Genomic DNA, 16282 nt, shown 5'->3' with positions numbered 1-16282 from the left:
ATCGAGTTACGAATTACTCTGTGATGTAGAGATCTTTAGAGTAAATCTTGTCTTCCGCGTTATTTACTGGGAAGCCACCAACTTTCGGTGATAGTAGACGTGATTTCACGTACTGGTAGATAGGTGCGATTGGCATATCTTTTGCCATCAACTTCTCTGCTTCTAGGTAAAGCGCTTGACGCTCTTCGTCAGAAGTTGAAGCAAATGCTTTGTTCATGATTGCATCGTACTCTTTGCTGTCGTAGTGAATACCACCAGTAGTGTTATTACTCATCATCAGCGTTAGGAAAGATGAAGCTTCGTTGTAGTCGCCACACCAACCTGCACGAGCAACCTCAAAGTTGCCAGAATCTTTGGTAGATAGGTAAGTTTTCCACTCTTGGTTTTCTAGCGTAACGTCTAGACCAAGCGTCTTCTTCCACATTGAACCCAGTGCAACCGCAAGTTTCTTGTGGTTCTCTGACGTGTTGTATAGAAGGTTAAATTCAAGAGGGTTGTCTGCGCCGTAACCCGCTTCTTCCAATAGACGCGCCGCTTCTGCGTTACGCTCTTCTTGCGTCATTTTGCCGTATGCAGGGATTTCTGGGTTGAAACCCGCCGTGATTTCAGGCGTTAGGAAATAAGCTGGCTTTTGACCTTGTGCTAGGATCGCATCAGTCACGATATTACGGTCAATCGCATAAGAAATCGCTTTACGTACGCGAACATCATCAAACGGCTTTTTCTTCGTGTTGAAGATGTAGTAGTAAGTACACAAGTTACCCGATACAGACACGTCTTCTGGATGCTCTTGCTTCAAACGCTTGAAGTGCTCTGTAGGCAGTTCATTCGTGAAGTCGATTTCACCTGCTAGGAAGCGGTTCATTTCCGCTACTTGGTTTTCGATTGGCAGGAAAGTAACTTGATCAAGCGTCGTGTTTTCGTTGTCCCAGTATTGTTCGTTACGTTTTAGAACTAAACGCTCGTTTACAACCCAGTTGTCAACAACATAAGCACCGTTACCTACAAAGTTTTCAGGCTTCGTCCATTGATCGCCGAACTTTTCAACGGTTGCTTGGTGAACAGGTTTCACTGTTGTGTGGCCCATCATCATCACAAAGTATGGTACAGCAGTGTCTAGCTCAACCACTAACGTGTGGTCGTCAACCGCTTTAACACCCAACTCACTCTTGTCTTTTTTACCCGCAACAATGTCTTTTGCGTTCTTCATCTTGGTGTATTCCATGTACCAAGCGTATGGAGAAGCGGTTGCTGGGTCGACTGCGCGTTGGAAGCTGTATACAAAATCACCTGCAGTAACAGGATCACCGTTAGACCATTTTGCGTCTTCACGTAGGTGGAAAGTGTATGTTTTGTTGTCTTCAGTTTCCCAAGATTCTGCAACACCAGGGATAGTGTTACCATCCGCATCTTGGTTTACTAGGCCTTCAAGAAGATCGCGAATCACGTGGGATTCTGGAACACCTTGAGATTTATGAGGGTCTATTGTCGCAACTTCTGTACCGTTACCACGCACCAATTCTTGAACAGCAGCAAGTTTTGGCTCTTTAGAATCAGATTTAGCTTCAGGGGCTGGAGCCGGAGCAGGCTCAGCAGCTTGTTTCTCTGCAGGCTTTTCGCCACAACCAGCTAAAGCGAGAGAAAGACCAGCACCAATAAATAAAGCGCGCGTGATTTTATTCTTATACATGCGTAAAACTCCAAATTTTTTCGTTAGCATCCATGACTTCTTTGTAAGGGCCTGGAACGGTCAGAGTTTTAGATTTTTTTAGTGCGTTTTCTGAGCACAAAAGCCTAAAACCTTACAAAGACTGCGGCACACATTAGCAATCATTGAAGTAATTTGCCATAAAAATGTAGCAAAAAAACCAATAATCCTGACTAAACCACACATATCTAGCAGTAAACTCTAATCAAAAAGTATTCACCAGCCAAATGGAGACCAGAAGCGACATTCCACAGACAAAACTTTCGATTAATCTACATTTAAACCATTTGATAGCATCTTATGCTAGATATTTACATATTATTTAACATTTATGACAAATGAAGTCTAACAAATAATTGTTTATATATTGGGCTAAAAACTTTTATTGTGAAGAATATCACCAGAGCGAGTACGGGTTGTGTTGAAGTCAAATGAGCAGAATTATGAAGATAAGTACAAAAAAAGCTAAGTGCCATTGACACTTAGCTTTTTTCACTAGAATGAGGAGTGGGTTCTATTTTTCCCAACGCTGCGCAGCTTGGTGATCAGTATCGCGCGACTCAATCCAACGATCTTCACTCGTCGTGCGTTCTTTCTTCCAAAATGGTGCTTTGGTTTTCAAGTAGTCCATAATGAACTCGCAAGCATCAAATGCTGCTCCGCGGTGTGCACTTGAAACACCAACAAAGACGATTTGATCACCGCTATCCATGTCACCAACGCGATGAATCACGCGTACGCCCAATAATGGCCAACGTGATTCAGCTTGATCGCAAATGTCGCTCAAGCTCTTCTCAGTCATGCCTGGGTAGTGTTCCAAGTGCAAACCAACAACATTATCGCCAAGGTTCATATCTCGAACTTTACCAATGAATGTTACGACAGCACCAGCAGCCGTACCTTCGGATAAACGTTGATATTCGTGATCAACGGAAAAGTCTTCAACTTGTACAGAGACGCGTGGGTCCATCTTAACCTCCGGTTACCGGTGGGAAAAATGCAACTTCATCCCCCGCTTTTACTTCGGTATCAAGTGGGACAATAGATTGATTAACAGCAGCAAGTAGCTTTCCTGGCTCTAAAGCCAAATCCCACTTACCATTTTTATCAGCGCCCTCTTCCACGAGATGTGCGCGAATCGCTTCAACCGTTTCAAATTGATCATCTAATTCGACACTGTCGATACCAATCAGCTCACGAGTCTGAGCAAAAAAAAGTACTTTAATCATGATTCCGCCTTGAAGTGTCCAGATTTTCCACCCGTCTTTTCTAGGAGACGAACTTGACCGATAACCATGTCTTTTTGCACCGCTTTACACATATCGTAAATCGTCAGTGCAGCAACAGAAGCCGCCGTGAGCGCTTCCATTTCTACGCCCGTTTTACCTGCAAGCTTACAAACAGATTCAATACGAACTTTGTTTTCTGACTCAATAGCCTCCAACTGAACTTCGACTTTAGAAAGCAACAGAGGATGACAAAGTGGAATCAAATCCCACGTTTTCTTTGCAGCTTGGATACCAGCAATTCGAGCCGTCGCGAACACATCACCTTTGTGATGCTGCCCGGAAACAATCAGTTGCAAGGTTTCTGGGGCCATGTGAACAAATGCTTCTGCACGTGCTTCACGAACCGTTTCAGCTTTTGCAGACACGTCGACCATGTTAGCTTCGCCAGACGCATTGATATGGGTAAATTGAGTCATTGTTTTTCCTTCGCTTTTAGGAAAGGTTATACAGATAGGTGCGGCATGAAGTTACAAGGGCGATGGCTTGCATCTAACTGCTGCTTGATGATCTTCGTCCAGCCAGTGCGGCACGCGCCTGTTGAACCAGGCATTGCGAAGATAACTGTATGGTTAGCAAAACCTGCAATTGCACGCGATTGGATCGTTGACGTACCAATTTCTTCGTAAGACACCATGCGGAATAACTCACCAAAACCTTCTACTTCTTTATCAAACAGAGGCTTCAGCGCTTCTGGCGTGCTGTCACGTGACGTGAACCCTGTACCACCAGTAATCATGATCGCTTGAACATTGTCGTCCGCAATCCACTGAGAAACAATTGCGCGAATTTTGTACATGTCATCAATAACAATTTGCTTATCGACAACATTGTGACCCGCTTCTTGAGCGTGTTCAACAAGGTAGCGACCAGAGGTATCGTTTTCTTCGGTACGAGTGTCAGATACCGTTAGAACGGCAATATTTGCAGGTTGAAATTTGCTTTCAGCGTGACCCATGTGTTCACCTATTCTCTTTTAACTTTGATACGTTTGGTATCGATTCTAGAAAAGCGAGGGAAAGCTAGCCTATAAATAAGCTTTCCCTACAAAATTTGAGTTGATTTAGCCGCCGATAGACGCCAGATGTGGCGTCATACCCGTATTACCATCGTGCAAGAAGTGGCTCACCGACTTAGTTTGTAACTGCGCTTGGATGCGTTCAATAAGCTCGCTTTCTTGCTCATCACGTTCCAATAGATCACGTAGTTCTACACCGTGGTCTCCAAACAAACACAGATGCAGCTTACCCATCGCAGAGACGCGTAGTCGGTTGCAGCTCTCACAAAAGTCTTTTTCATAAGGCATGATCAGGCCAATTTCACCCTTGTAATCTGGATGAACAAACACTTGCGCGGGGCCGTCATTATGAGAGCGCACTTTAAGCAGCCAACCGTTCGCAATCAACTGATTACGAATTGCTACGCCAGACACATGATGCTTATTGAATAAATCATCCATCTCACCCGTTTGCATCAATTCGATGAAGCGCAGTTGGATTGGACGATCTTTTATCCAGTTGAGAAACGCTGGCAGCTCTTGATGGTTAAGATCTTTCATCAAAACCACATTAACTTTGACTTGCTCATAACCAACTTCAAACGCGCGCTCGATACCATTCATCACCTCAGTGAACTTATTTTCACCCGTGATTTGATGGAACATGCGCGGATCAAGGCTGTCCACGCTGACGTTGATGTGAGTTAAGCCCGCTTCACGCCAGTCTGCGACTTGCTTCGCCATGCGGTAACCATTGGTCGTCGTTGCAACTTTTTGGATACCAGGCGTCGTCGCCACTGAGTGGATAATGTCGGTAAAATCTTTGCGTAAACTTGGTTCACCGCCAGTAATGCGCACTTTTGACGTGCCACAATCAGCAAACGCTTTTACGACCCGTTTGATTTCAGGAAGAGATAAAAAAGACGAGTTTTTATTGCCCGAAGGCTTATAGCCATCAGGAAGGCAATAGGTACATTTGAAATTACATACGTCGGTCACAGACAGACGCAAGTAATAGAACTTACGATGAAATTTGTCTTCGAATTGTTGCGCCACGGAACACCTTTCCAAACACGGGAGGCATGGCCATTTCCAATCATGCCCTTGTGACAGTACGCCACTGGCTCAAAACGCTTATCCTCGGACTTAGCAATAGTGAGCTCGGAGTTATGGCAACCAGAGATATGAAACCTCTGATAGCTTTGCGGTGTAAAATACTTAATATTTGTACTGGAATCCAGACTTGAGTGATAAAAAACTCTCTAGAGACACAATTTACCGCTAAGTGAGTACCTTTCAAGCACTCCTTGAGATAAATTGTAGCCGTTTTTTACAAGATTATTAGAAGAACGTAATGAATATCTACACGGATAAAAAAGTGGTCGCTGTTGGCGGTGGTCATGGCTTAGGTCGAATGTTGGCCGCACTACGGGATTTTGGCGGCAATGCAACTGGCATTGTCGCCACAACAGACAATGGTGGCTCAACAGGAAGAATTCGTCACTGCCAAGGTGGAATCGCCTGGGGCGACACACGGAACTGCATTAATCAGCTGATCACAGAGCCGTCGATCAGTTCAATGATGTTTGAATATCGCTTCAAAGGTACTGGCGAGCTTGATGGTCATAACCTCGGTAACTTGATGCTTACGGCGCTCGATAACTTATCGGTCAGACCGTTAGATGCCATCAATCTGATTCGAAACATGTTAAAAGTCGACGTTAACATTCTTCCTATGTCTGAACACCCTTCCGATCTTTCCGCGTTATCCGTGGATGGGAAGTGGGTCACGGGAGAAACGAATGTAGACGAGATGGACACCGATTTACGCCGTCTCGATCTATCACCAGAAGTTCCTGCAACTAAAGAAGCAGTAACTGCACTGGCAGAGGCAGACGCTATTATTCTTGGTCCTGGCAGCTTTTTAACCAGCATCATGCCTCCTTTGCTGTTGCCTGAGCTCGGCAAAGCCATTGCCGCCAATGAGAAAGCAAAAGTCATTTTCGTTGCCAACTTGAGTCCAGAGTACGGCCCAGCCGGACGAATGACCATGGCACAAAAATTAGAATGGTGTGAGCGTGCCTGCCAAGGTAGGAAGATAGACGTGGTTCTAGCAGAGGAAACCGAGCAAGAAGTCTTGAGCCAGTGGAATGTAGTGACGGAATCGTTAGCTTCGTCGAACCGAGATTGGCGTCACGACCGAGATAAACTCAAGCTCGCTATTGAAAGCCAGCTAAGGCTTTCAATTTAAAAAACGCCCTCTAAAGCTAGGGGATAGCTTCAAGTTTACTCGCTGTCAGCAATGAAAAAACCCTTCACTCAAGTGAAGGGTTTTGTGTAAGAGCCTCATTAGAACAGCGCATTACTGCTGCCAATCACGGTAAGCGTCGCGTGTTTCATGCAAAAGATCGAACATCGTTTTTAACTCGTCTGACTCTTCAGCTAACTCACCTGCTTTGGCTTTTTTATCTATCGACATCGCCAATTGACAAAGACGGTCTGCTCCAAAGCTCGCTGCGCTGCTTTTTAACGCGTGACTGATTTCTTTTAGGTAACGTAATCGCTCTGTCCCTTGAAACTGAGATAAATTCTCGATGTAGGTATCCATCTCCCCCAAGAAAATATCGAGTAAAACAGGAACATTGTCACTGCCAATCTCCATCGACAGTTCATCGATTTTTTGCTGATTTAATACATTCACACTCATACTTTTTGCCGCTCTTCCTTGCCATTCCAAGCCTGTAACTTGCGGTAAATCGTCGACGGACTGACATCAAGGTATCCCGCCGCTCGGGGGATATTGCCATCACACGCTTCAATCGCTTGCTCTATCGCCATTTTTTCTGTCATCCACAACGGCATAATCTCAGACGCAGTCATCACTTTCGGCTCAATAAATTTCGCCACAGAAGACGGACGGTCAAGCGGTTGATTCAGCGGTGGCGGTAACATATCCAACGTAATTTCTTTACCGTTGTTTAGAACAACGATATTGCGCAGCACGTTTTGTAACTGACGAACGTTGCCTGGCCACTCATAGCTATTAAATCGGTCGATTACATCAGGCGCAAAACGCACGAAGCTTTTTCCTTCCTCGTGCGACATATAGCCTAACAGTGAATATGCAATTTCAATGACATCTTCACCTCGTTCACGTAAAGGCGGCAAATGCAAAGGAATGACATACAAACGATAGTACAAATCTTCACGGAATCGACCTTCTTGTACCTCTTTCCATGGATCACGGTTAGTTGCACAAACAAAGCGAACATCCACGCTCTTCATTTTTGATGAGCCCACTTTTTGGAACGTGCCGGTTTGAATAAATCGCAGCAATTTGGTTTGCAAATCTAAGTCCATCTCACACAGTTCATCAAGGAAAAGTGTGCCACCATCCGCTAATTCCGCTGCACCCTGACGATCATTTGCTGCACCGGTAAAAGCACCTTTCACGTGACCAAACAGCTCACTCTCAATCAAATCTTTTGGAATTGCAGCACAGTTAATCGCAATAAAAGGCTTGTCACCACGCTTGCTTGCCGCATGGATTGCCTCGGCACATACCTCTTTACCCGTACCACTTTCACCAGTGATGAAGATACTCGCTTTGCTGCTCGCTGCTGAATCAATCGTGCGGTAAACCTGTTGCATTGTTTGACTACTGCCAATAAAGCCTTGATAACTTTGATTTCCCGGGTTATCAGCCTCGTTTTTTAGCTTAGTCGCTTTACGAATCGCATTGTTAACCGTGACACGTAAACGGTCTGCTTCACACGGTTTGATCAAAAAGTCTTGAGAGCCATGACGCATTGCTTCTACCGCGGTATCGATAGAACCGTGAGCGGTCATAAAAATAATAGGTACGTCTGGATGACTCTTTTTTACAGCGTGTAAAACGTCCATCCCCGTCATATCTGGCAGACGAAGATCGAGCAGAATAAGATCTGGAATTCTATGGTTGAGACTTTCAATGGCATCCCTACCTGTACCGACAATATTGATATCTATACCAAGCGGTGTCAGGTATGAGCGGTACAGTGCCGCAACAGATGCGGTATCCTCAACCATTAAAAGGTAACGAGATTTAGGACCTTCAGATTTTTGTTGCATAACCTAGCTAATATTTTGTTGTGTTTTAAACAATAATCGCATTACGCTTTGCATTTTGCAAATAACATTAGCTAAATTATGGGTAAGAGAAAGGATTCAAAAATAATATCAATTATTTAAAAAATGGCATAAACCATGCTGATAGTTTAGTGACCCCTCGGGTCACCTAGCCAACTGACGTTGTTAGTGAACGAGATGTTCACAAAACAAGCCAATAGACCCGACTGCCTATTGGCTTCTTTTTTTCTGCAAGCAATCTAAAACACTTGGCTAAGCTAGATCATTAAGCTTATTTTTAACTATTTGCGATGAACTGCGCTCTTAGTTTTTCAATCTCGTCACGCTTTTGCGCCGCCAATTCAAACTCTAAATCTTGCGCGTGCTGATACATTGCCGCCTCAAGTCGACTGATTTCTTTTTCCAACTGTTGAGGAGACATGACCTCGTATGTTTGCGAAGGCTCCGCCACTTTCGACAACGGTACCTGTTTAGTATTACGCTGACGTTTAGACTTGGTAATATCGCCCAATTCCATAATATCTTTGATATTTCGTTTGAGCGCTTGCGGCGAAATGCCCATTTCTTCGTTGTACGCTTTCTGCTTCTCGCGGCGGCGGTTGGTTTCATCCATCGCCTTTTTCATGGAGTTGGTGATTCGGTCAGCATACAAGATCGCCTTACCTTCAAGATTTCGCGCAGCACGACCAATGGTCTGAATCAGTGAACGCTCGGAGCGCAAGAAGCCCTCTTTATCTGCATCCAATATTGCAACCAGCGAAACTTCAGGCATGTCCAAGCCTTCTCGTAGCAAGTTAATTCCCACCAGCACGTCAAACTCGCCAAGACGAAGATCACGGATGATCTCCACACGTTCTACGGTATCAATATCTGAGTGTAAGTAACGTACCCTAACATCATGTTCGTGCAAGTACTCGGTGAGATCTTCGGCCATTCGTTTGGTCAATGTTGTCACTAGAACTCGCTCATCTTTAGCAGAACGGAGGCGAATTTCAGACAACAAGTCGTCTACTTGGGTCGCCACTGGGCGAACTTCCAATTCTGGGTCAAGCAAGCCTGTTGGACGAACAACTTGATCCGCTACATCACCAGCCGATTTTTCTAGTTCATAATTTCCTGGCGTCGCAGAGACAAAAATCGTCTGCGGTGCTAACGCTTCAAACTCTTCAAACTTGAGGGGACGATTATCTAACGCAGAAGGTAAGCGAAAACCAAACTCTACCAGCGTTTCTTTACGAGAGCGGTCACCTTTATACATGGCACCAATCTGCGGCACCGTCACGTGGGATTCATCGATGATCAACAAACCGTCATGAGGCAAATAATCAAACAATGTCGGTGGCGGCTCGCCTTCCGATCGTCCGCTGAGATAGCGAGAATAGTTTTCGATACCTGAGCAAAAACCTAACTCATTCATCATCTCGATATCGAATTGAGTCCGCTGGCTAATACGCTGTTCTTCCAGTAGCTTGTTGTTGTCTAGAAGCTGTTTTTTGCGTACTTCTAATTCAACCTTAATATTTTCAATCGCTTCAAGAATACGATCTCTTGGTGTCACGTAGTGCGTCTTAGGATAAATGGTGTAGCGTGGTAAATCTCGCTGTTTCACCACACCAGTCAATGGATCAAAAACACTGATGCAGTCAATTTCATCATCAAACATTTCGACACGAACTGCGTCTTGGTCAGATTCCGCTGGAAAGATATCAATCACTTCGCCACGAACCCGGAACTGTCCTCGCTCAAATGCCACGTCATTTCTTGAATATTGTAGCTCTGCCAAACGTCGTAGCATGTCCCGTTGATCAATCACGTCACCACGACGTAAATGCAACATCATTTGCAAGTAAGATTCTGGGTCTCCCAAACCATAGATAGCAGAAACAGACGCAACGATAATCGCGTCTTTACGTTCCAATAGTGCTTTCGTTGCGGAAAGGCGCATTTGCTCTATGTGAGCGTTAACCGATGCGTCTTTTTCAATGAAAGTATCCGTCGTCGGGACATAAGCTTCAGGCTGGTAGTAATCGTAGTAGGAAACAAAGTACTCCACCGCATTATTAGGAAAGAATGATTTCATCTCGCCATATAATTGCGCTGCGAGCGTTTTGTTTGGAGCAAGTAATATTGCAGGTCGCTGGGCTTGAGCGATAACATTCGCTAGTGTGAACGTTTTACCCGATCCCGTTACCCCCAATAGTGTTTGATGTGCCAGTCCAGCATCGAGCCCCTCAAGCAGCTGCTTGATCGCTCCCGGCTGGTCACCCGATGGCTGATAATCGGAGACCAATTCATAGACTTTACTCATACCCTTCCTCAAATTCACTGCGCTTTGGCTGTATATATATACACCTTAGCCAATGAAATCTACGTCTATCGAAAATTTACCCACCATTGTTAATAAATTTTCTTGTTTGTCTAGAATGCTGTAGCCATACAAAACCTACTCTGATATAGTACTTCGCCCTAGCTGAAGAGCCACACCCATTCTTCACATTGCAATTTCCACAACTTTTCCCCAAAAATTGGTCTAAACACTCTTTATCCCCAAAAGCTAGATTTTTATCCACCTTGAATACATTTTGCTTAACATCAATAAATCTATGTTTTAATTGCATATTCCCTGTATAACTCTGATTAAAAATTCACTAAACAAAAACCAGGTTGCATATAAAAGATCTTTACTCAGATCTCATCAACATAGTTATCCACAAAATTAGTGGATAAGTAACCTCACCCCTTTACTGACAAGCAGTACAGAAAAGTAAAGCCCTTCCCCCAATATTTTTTGCTAAAAATGTATTTTTTTACTGTTGACAGTAGTTTGGCTGCTCGGTAAGATTCGTTCCGCTTTCAAGCAAAGCAATTCCTCCTTAGCTCAGTTGGTAGAGCGACGGACTGTTAATCCGCAGGTCGCTGGTTCGAGCCCAGCAGGAGGAGCCAAATTCCAGAAAAGTCGTGTCGCAAGACACGGCTTTTTTCGTTTTGAAATAAAAAACTTCTTTCACCATCAATATCTCAAGTGACGACTTAAAATTACTCGCTAAATGTAATTCCCGCCTTCTGAGCAAAAGATTCTTTGAAGAAAGACAGCACCAGCGTCTTTGTAAAATCCATTCAGCAAGCTGTTCAATTTCTTATTGATTCATCAAAATACCTCACATAGACGACTATTTTTCCATCGTGTATGTAAAACCACATCGTTCACTGGTTGTTATTGGTGTCACAAAACACGATAATATCAAGATCGGATTTTAAGAACGTAATAACTATGACCGAATATGTTTTGTTGTTGGTCGGCACTGTGCTGGTGAACAACTTTGTACTGGTGAAGTTTTTGGGCCTCTGTCCTTTTATGGGTGTGTCCAAAAAACTGGAAACAGCAATAGGTATGGGCTTAGCGACAACTTTTGTGCTAACGCTCGCGTCAGTGTGTGCGTATTTAGTGGAAAGCTACATTCTTCGTCCACTGGGTATTGAGTACCTTCGAACCATGAGTTTTATTTTGGTGATAGCCGTTGTGGTGCAGTTCACCGAAATGGTTGTGCACAAAACAAGTCCAACACTTTATCGCTTGCTTGGTATTTTCTTACCGCTGATCACTACAAACTGCGCGGTATTAGGTGTCGCGCTTCTTAATATTAATGAGAACCATAACTTTATCGAATCGATTATCTACGGCTTCGGCGCCGCTGTTGGTTTCTCATTGGTGTTGATACTTTTTGCATCCATGCGTGAGCGCATAGCTGCCGCCGACGTACCAGTGCCTTTTAAAGGTGCATCGATTGCAATGATTACAGCGGGTTTAATGTCACTAGCCTTTATGGGCTTTACAGGTTTGGTGAAGTAAACAATGAGTACGATTTTAATTGCGATCATCGCGTTAGCGGTTCTTGCTGCGATTTTCGGCGCGATACTTGGTTTTGCTTCTATTCGCTTCAAAGTCGAGGCAGACCCAATTGTGGATCAAATCGACGCAATCTTACCTCAAACTCAATGCGGTCAATGTGGCTACCCTGGTTGCCGCCCTTATGCTGAAGCGATTGCAAATGGCGACCACATCAACAAATGTCCACCTGGCGGTCAGGCAACAATCGAAAAGCTCGCCGACTTAATGGGTGTTGAGCCAGAGGAATCTGCGCACGATCTCGACAGCAAAATTCCAACCGTTGCGTTTATCCACGAAGATATGTGCATTGGCTGTACTAAGTGTATTCAAGCGTGTCCAGTGGATGCAATTGTAGGCGGTACAAAAGCGGTCCATACCGTAATTAAAGACGAATGTACGGGGTGTGACTTATGTGTTGCACCATGTCCAACTGATTGTATTGAAATGATTCCTGTGGCAACCACCACGGAAAGCTGGAAGTGGCAACTTAACTCCATTCCAGTACTCAACATTACGGATGCTGCCGACGATGCAGCGAACGTGAAAGATTCAATTAAGTAAGGTTTCGCATGTTGTCTTTGATTGAACAAATTCGTACAGGCTCGCTTTGGGATTTCCCTGGTGGTGTGCATCCGGCAGAAAACAAAAAGCAGTCCAATAAAACTGAGCTCGTTCACGCGGCTATCCCATCAGAAATTGTATTACCGCTAAAACAGCACATTGGTAAGGCTGGTAACTTATTGGTTGCCGAAGGTGACCACGTATTAAAAGGTCAGCCATTAACGCAATCCGAAACTGGTTTTACCGTTCCAGTGCATGCTCCTACATCGGGTACGATCACCGCAATTGAGCCTAGAACCGTTGCTCACCCTTCAGGTCTGAGTGAACTCTGTGCGGTCATTACACCTGATGGTAACGATACATGGTGTGACAGAAAACCCGTCGTGGATTACAAACAAGAAACACCTGACGCACTGATAGATATTATTCGTCTCGCAGGCATTTCTGGTATGGGTGGCGCAGGTTTCCCTACCGCAAAAAAAATCCAATCTGGCTTTGCTCGCACAGAGATTCTTATCGTCAACGCGGCTGAGTGTGAGCCGTACATCACATCTGATGACAAGCTCATGCAAGAGCATGCCGAAGAGCTCATCCAAGGTATCGAGATTGTCGAACATATCCTGACACCAAAGCTCACGATTATTGGTATTGAAGATAACAAACCAGAGGCAATCAAAGCGTTAGAAGCTGCGGCTCTAAACAAAGATATCGTCATTCGCGTTATCCCGACTAAATACCCTTCTGGTGGTGAAAAACAGCTGATCAAAATTTTGACCAATAAAGAAGTACCAAGCGGCGCAATTCCAGCCGATATTGGTATTTTGGTTCAAAATGTCGGTTCTCTATACTCAATCAAACGCGCAATCATCGATGGTGAACCGATGATAAAACGCGTCGTGACCCTCACTGGTAAAACATTCAAACAACCACGTAATGTTTGGGCATTATTAGGTACACCAGTACAGGCGTTATTGGATGAGTTTGGCTATAAAGCCGATAAGAAGTTACAACGTTTAATCATGGGTGGACCAATGATGGGCTTCACCCTTCCCCACTCTCAAGTGCCGATTACCAAGACAGCAAACTGTATCCTTGCCCCGACTCGTCGTGAGATCTCTCCGCACCAACATGAGATGGAATGTATTCGCTGTAGCCAATGTGCTGAAGCTTGCCCGGCTTCACTGCTACCTCAGCAACTGCAATGGCATGCAAAAGCTGAAGAGTATGAGAAACTCGAAGAACTAAACTTAAAGGATTGTATCGAGTGCGGTGCTTGTGCGTTTGTGTGTCCAAGTGAAATTCCTCTCGTACAGTACTACCGCCAAGCAAAAGCGGAAATTCGCACCAGAGCACAAGAAGCGGAAGCTGCGGAGCGAGCGAAGCTGCGTTTTGAAGAGAAGAAAGCGCGTATGGAGCGCGAAAAAGCAGAACGTGAAAATCGCTTTAAGAAAGCAGCCGATCAGCGCCGTAAAGACATGAAATCTTCTGGTGGTGATGATGCGATTGCAGCAGCGATCGCACGAGTGAAAGCTCAGAAGACAGAAACAACAGAAAAAGCAGAGCCAGCCGTGAAACCTGCCGTCGCTGCAGCCATTGCCAAAGCGAAGGCAAAACAGGCCGCAGCCGCTAAAGCAGGCTCTAGTGAACCTGATAACTCAGAAATGGCAAAACTGCGCGAAGAACGCAAACGTCTAGCCCGCGAACGTAAAGCACAAAAAGAACAAGGCGAAACGCCAGACAACAACGCTGATGATAAGAAATCGGCAGTTGCAGCAGCCATCGCCCGAGCTAAAGCGAAAAAAACTCAACAAGAAGAACCAACCGAAACGTTAGAAGCTCAAGCGTCTGCTGAGCAAACCGACGATCCGAAGAAAGCCGCGGTTGCTGCTGCCATTGCACGTGCCAAAGCACGTAAAGCGAAACAAGCAGACTCAACTGAAGCGGAAGAAGCTGAAGCACCTGCCGAGCAAACCGACGATCCGAAAAAAGCCGCCGTGGCTGCTGCGATTGCACGTGCCAAAGCGCGTAAAGCGAAGCAAGCAGACTCAACTGAAGCGGAAGAAGCTGAAGCACCTGCTGAGCAAACCGACGATCCGAAAAAAGCCGCAGTTGCCGCTGCAATTGCACGCGCTAAGGCTCGTAAAGCGAAACAAGCAGACTCAACTGAAGCGGAAAAAGCTGAAGCTGAAAAAGCTGAAGCACCTGCCGAGCAAACCGAAGATCCGAAAAAAGCCGCCGTGGCTGCTGCCATTGCACGTGCCAAAGCGCGTAAAGCTAAGCAAGAAACGCAAACAGAGCCTGTTGAAGAAGCAACTTCCGAAGAACCAGAAGTGGATCCGAAGAAAGCCGCGGTTGCCGCAGCAATTGCGCGCGCGAAGGCTCGTAAAGCGCAACAAGCAGACTCAACTGAAGCGAAAGAAGCTGAAGCCCCTGCCGAGCAAACCGAAGATCCGAAAAAAGCGGCTGTCGCTGCGGCTATTGCGCGTGCCAAAGCGCGTAAAGCTAAGCAAGAAGAACCAGCCGAAACGGTAGAAGCTGAAACGCCTGCTGAACAAACTGAAGATCCGAAAAAAGCGGCTGTCGCTGCTGCTATTGCGCGCGCGAAGGCTCGCAAAGCGCAGCAAGAAGCTAATAAAAATAATACTGAGGAGAACGAGTAGTGTCGTTTTTTATTGCCAGTTCACCGCATACCCACAGCCGTCGTAGTACACCTGACTTAATGAAATGGGTGGCACTTTGTGCTCTCCCAGGTTTAGCGGCTCAGACCTACTTCTTTGGGTGGGGAACTCTTATTCAGCTGATTTTTGCCATCGCAGTCGCTGTATCACTTGAAGCCTTAGTTATGGTCTTCCGTAAACGTTCGCCGATGCGAGCACTACGTGATAACAGTGCGATCGTTACCGCTTGGTTATTAGCCGTGGCTATCCCACCATGGTCTCCGTGGTGGATTATGGTGATCGGACTTATTTTCGCGATCGTAATCGCTAAACACCTATATGGTGGCCTTGGTCAAAACTTATTCAATCCTGCCATGGTCGCTTATGTGGTCTTGTTGATCTCATTCCCAGTGCAAATGACGAGTTGGAGTGCCCCGACGTCACTCATACCTGATCACGTAAATTTTGCAGATACACTCTCTTTAATTTTTACGGGCTATGATTACGACGGCTTATCGCTTCAGCAAGTTCGAACGGGGGTTGACGGTGTGACAATGGCGACGCCACTTGATGCATTTAAGACCGGCATTCATACAGGTGCAACCCCAAGCGAAGTACTGTCGCAGCCAATATTCGATGGCTTAGCTGGCATTGGTTGGCAATGGGTAAATCTTGCCTACTTACTTGGTGGTTTAGTGATGATCAAAAAACGCATCATCCAATGGTATATCCCCGTAGGTTTCCTAGCGAGCCTGACGCTATTTAGCGTCGTGTTCAGCTTGCTGACCCCAGGGGAAACTGCGTCGCCAATCTTCCACTTGTTATCAGGTGCAACCATGCTTGGCGCATTCTTTATTGCAACCGATCCCGTGTCGGCGTCTACCACCGTTAAAGGACGTTTGATCTTTGGCGCGCTTATTGGTGCTTTGGTCTTTATCATTCGCAGTTGGGGCGGCTTCCCTGATGGTGTTGCATTCGCAGTGTTACTTGCAAATATGTGTGTGCCACTGATCGATTACTACACCAAACCTAGAACTTACGGTCACTGAGGTAAAC

The 16282-nt window shown here is 45.4% G+C and carries 14 protein-coding genes, 1 tRNA gene and 1 riboswitch; of the genes, 6 read left to right on the top strand and 9 right to left on the bottom strand.

The genetic code is table 11. The features are described 5' to 3' along the window. Positions 1-13 precede the first annotated feature (13 nt). The 6 genes from NL645_RS12975 to moaA form a co-directional block, all read right to left on the bottom strand. Positions 14-1690, bottom strand: a complete 1677-nt coding sequence (locus NL645_RS12975; RefSeq protein WP_005396644.1) for an ABC transporter substrate-binding protein — start codon at positions 1688-1690, stop codon at positions 14-16. A 532-nt stretch (positions 1691-2222) separates the two neighbouring features. Further along, positions 2223-2678: a molybdopterin synthase catalytic subunit MoaE gene (moaE, locus tag NL645_RS12970; protein WP_048625774.1), complete on the bottom strand. Its 456-nt coding sequence runs from the start codon at positions 2676-2678 to the stop codon at positions 2223-2225. Position 2679: 1 nt separating this feature from the next. Continuing rightward, positions 2680-2937: a molybdopterin synthase sulfur carrier subunit gene (moaD, locus tag NL645_RS12965; protein WP_005396646.1), complete on the bottom strand. Its 258-nt coding sequence runs from the start codon at positions 2935-2937 to the stop codon at positions 2680-2682. Further along, a complete protein-coding gene (gene moaC, locus NL645_RS12960) occupies positions 2934-3413 on the bottom strand; it encodes a cyclic pyranopterin monophosphate synthase MoaC (RefSeq protein ID WP_005396647.1) in 480 nt (159 codons plus the stop codon). Before moaC ends, moaD begins: the two co-directional genes overlap by 4 nt. Positions 3414-3439: 26 nt before the next feature. Next, complete coding sequence (moaB, locus tag NL645_RS12955; RefSeq protein WP_005396648.1) at positions 3440-3952, bottom strand: molybdenum cofactor biosynthesis protein B; 513 nt, start codon at positions 3950-3952, stop codon at positions 3440-3442. Positions 3953-4057: 105 nt separating this feature from the next. Then, on the bottom strand, positions 4058-5047 hold the full coding sequence (moaA, locus tag NL645_RS12950) for a GTP 3',8-cyclase MoaA (protein WP_005396649.1): 990 nt from the start codon (positions 5045-5047) through the stop codon (positions 4058-4060). Further along, positions 5036-5170, bottom strand: a riboswitch (molybdenum cofactor riboswitch). Its footprint overlaps the gene before it by 12 nt. Positions 5171-5345: 175 nt before the next feature. Here moaA and NL645_RS12945 point away from each other — a divergent pair. Further along, positions 5346-6242, top strand: coding sequence for a YvcK family protein (locus NL645_RS12945; RefSeq protein WP_006742807.1), 897 nt, complete (start codon positions 5346-5348; stop codon positions 6240-6242). 111 nt (positions 6243-6353) lie between these two features. Here the strand turns inward: NL645_RS12945 and luxU are convergent, their stop codons facing one another. The 3 genes from luxU to uvrB form a co-directional block, all read right to left on the bottom strand. Further along, complete coding sequence (luxU, locus tag NL645_RS12940; RefSeq protein ID WP_012841577.1) at positions 6354-6698, bottom strand: quorum-sensing phosphorelay protein LuxU; 345 nt, start codon at positions 6696-6698, stop codon at positions 6354-6356. After that, a complete protein-coding gene (gene luxO / locus NL645_RS12935; protein ID WP_005396653.1) occupies positions 6695-8101 on the bottom strand; it encodes a quorum-sensing sigma-54 dependent transcriptional regulator LuxO in 1407 nt (468 codons plus the stop codon). The genes luxU and luxO overlap by 4 nt, the downstream gene beginning before the upstream one ends. 295 nt (positions 8102-8396) lie before the next feature. Next, positions 8397-10427, bottom strand: coding sequence for an excinuclease ABC subunit UvrB (gene uvrB / locus NL645_RS12930; protein WP_047010067.1), 2031 nt, complete (start codon positions 10425-10427; stop codon positions 8397-8399). Between the two features lie 559 nt (positions 10428-10986). Between uvrB and NL645_RS12925 the strand changes: the two genes are divergently transcribed. The 5 genes from NL645_RS12925 (at position 10987) to rsxD (ending at position 16275) form a co-directional block, all read left to right on the top strand. Continuing rightward, positions 10987-11062 (top strand) — tRNA-Asn (locus tag NL645_RS12925). Positions 11063-11390: 328 nt separating this feature from the next. After that, positions 11391-11969 carry an electron transport complex subunit RsxA gene (gene rsxA, locus NL645_RS12920; RefSeq protein WP_005380762.1) on the top strand — a complete coding sequence of 193 codons (579 nt, stop codon included), beginning with the start codon at positions 11391-11393 and terminating at the stop codon, positions 11967-11969. 3 nt (positions 11970-11972) lie between these two features. Continuing rightward, positions 11973-12569: an electron transport complex subunit RsxB gene (gene rsxB / locus NL645_RS12915; RefSeq protein ID WP_005396655.1), complete on the top strand. Its 597-nt coding sequence runs from the start codon at positions 11973-11975 to the stop codon at positions 12567-12569. Positions 12570-12577: 8 nt separating this feature from the next. Next, positions 12578-15229, top strand: coding sequence for an electron transport complex subunit RsxC (gene rsxC / locus NL645_RS12910; protein WP_253651809.1), 2652 nt, complete (start codon positions 12578-12580; stop codon positions 15227-15229). Next, on the top strand, positions 15229-16275 hold the full coding sequence (gene rsxD, locus NL645_RS12905) for an electron transport complex subunit RsxD (protein ID WP_047010069.1): 1047 nt from the start codon (positions 15229-15231) through the stop codon (positions 16273-16275). The genes rsxC and rsxD overlap by 1 nt, the downstream gene beginning before the upstream one ends. Positions 16276-16282 lie beyond the last annotated feature (7 nt).

Origin of the sequence: Vibrio sp. Y51_MX_L26, from assembly GCF_024181935.1 — a bacterium.
Lineage (GTDB): Bacteria > Pseudomonadota > Gammaproteobacteria > Enterobacterales > Vibrionaceae > Vibrio > Vibrio diabolicus.
Note: the sequence above shows the minus strand (reverse complement) of the source record. Positions and strands in the feature narration are given on the sequence as shown.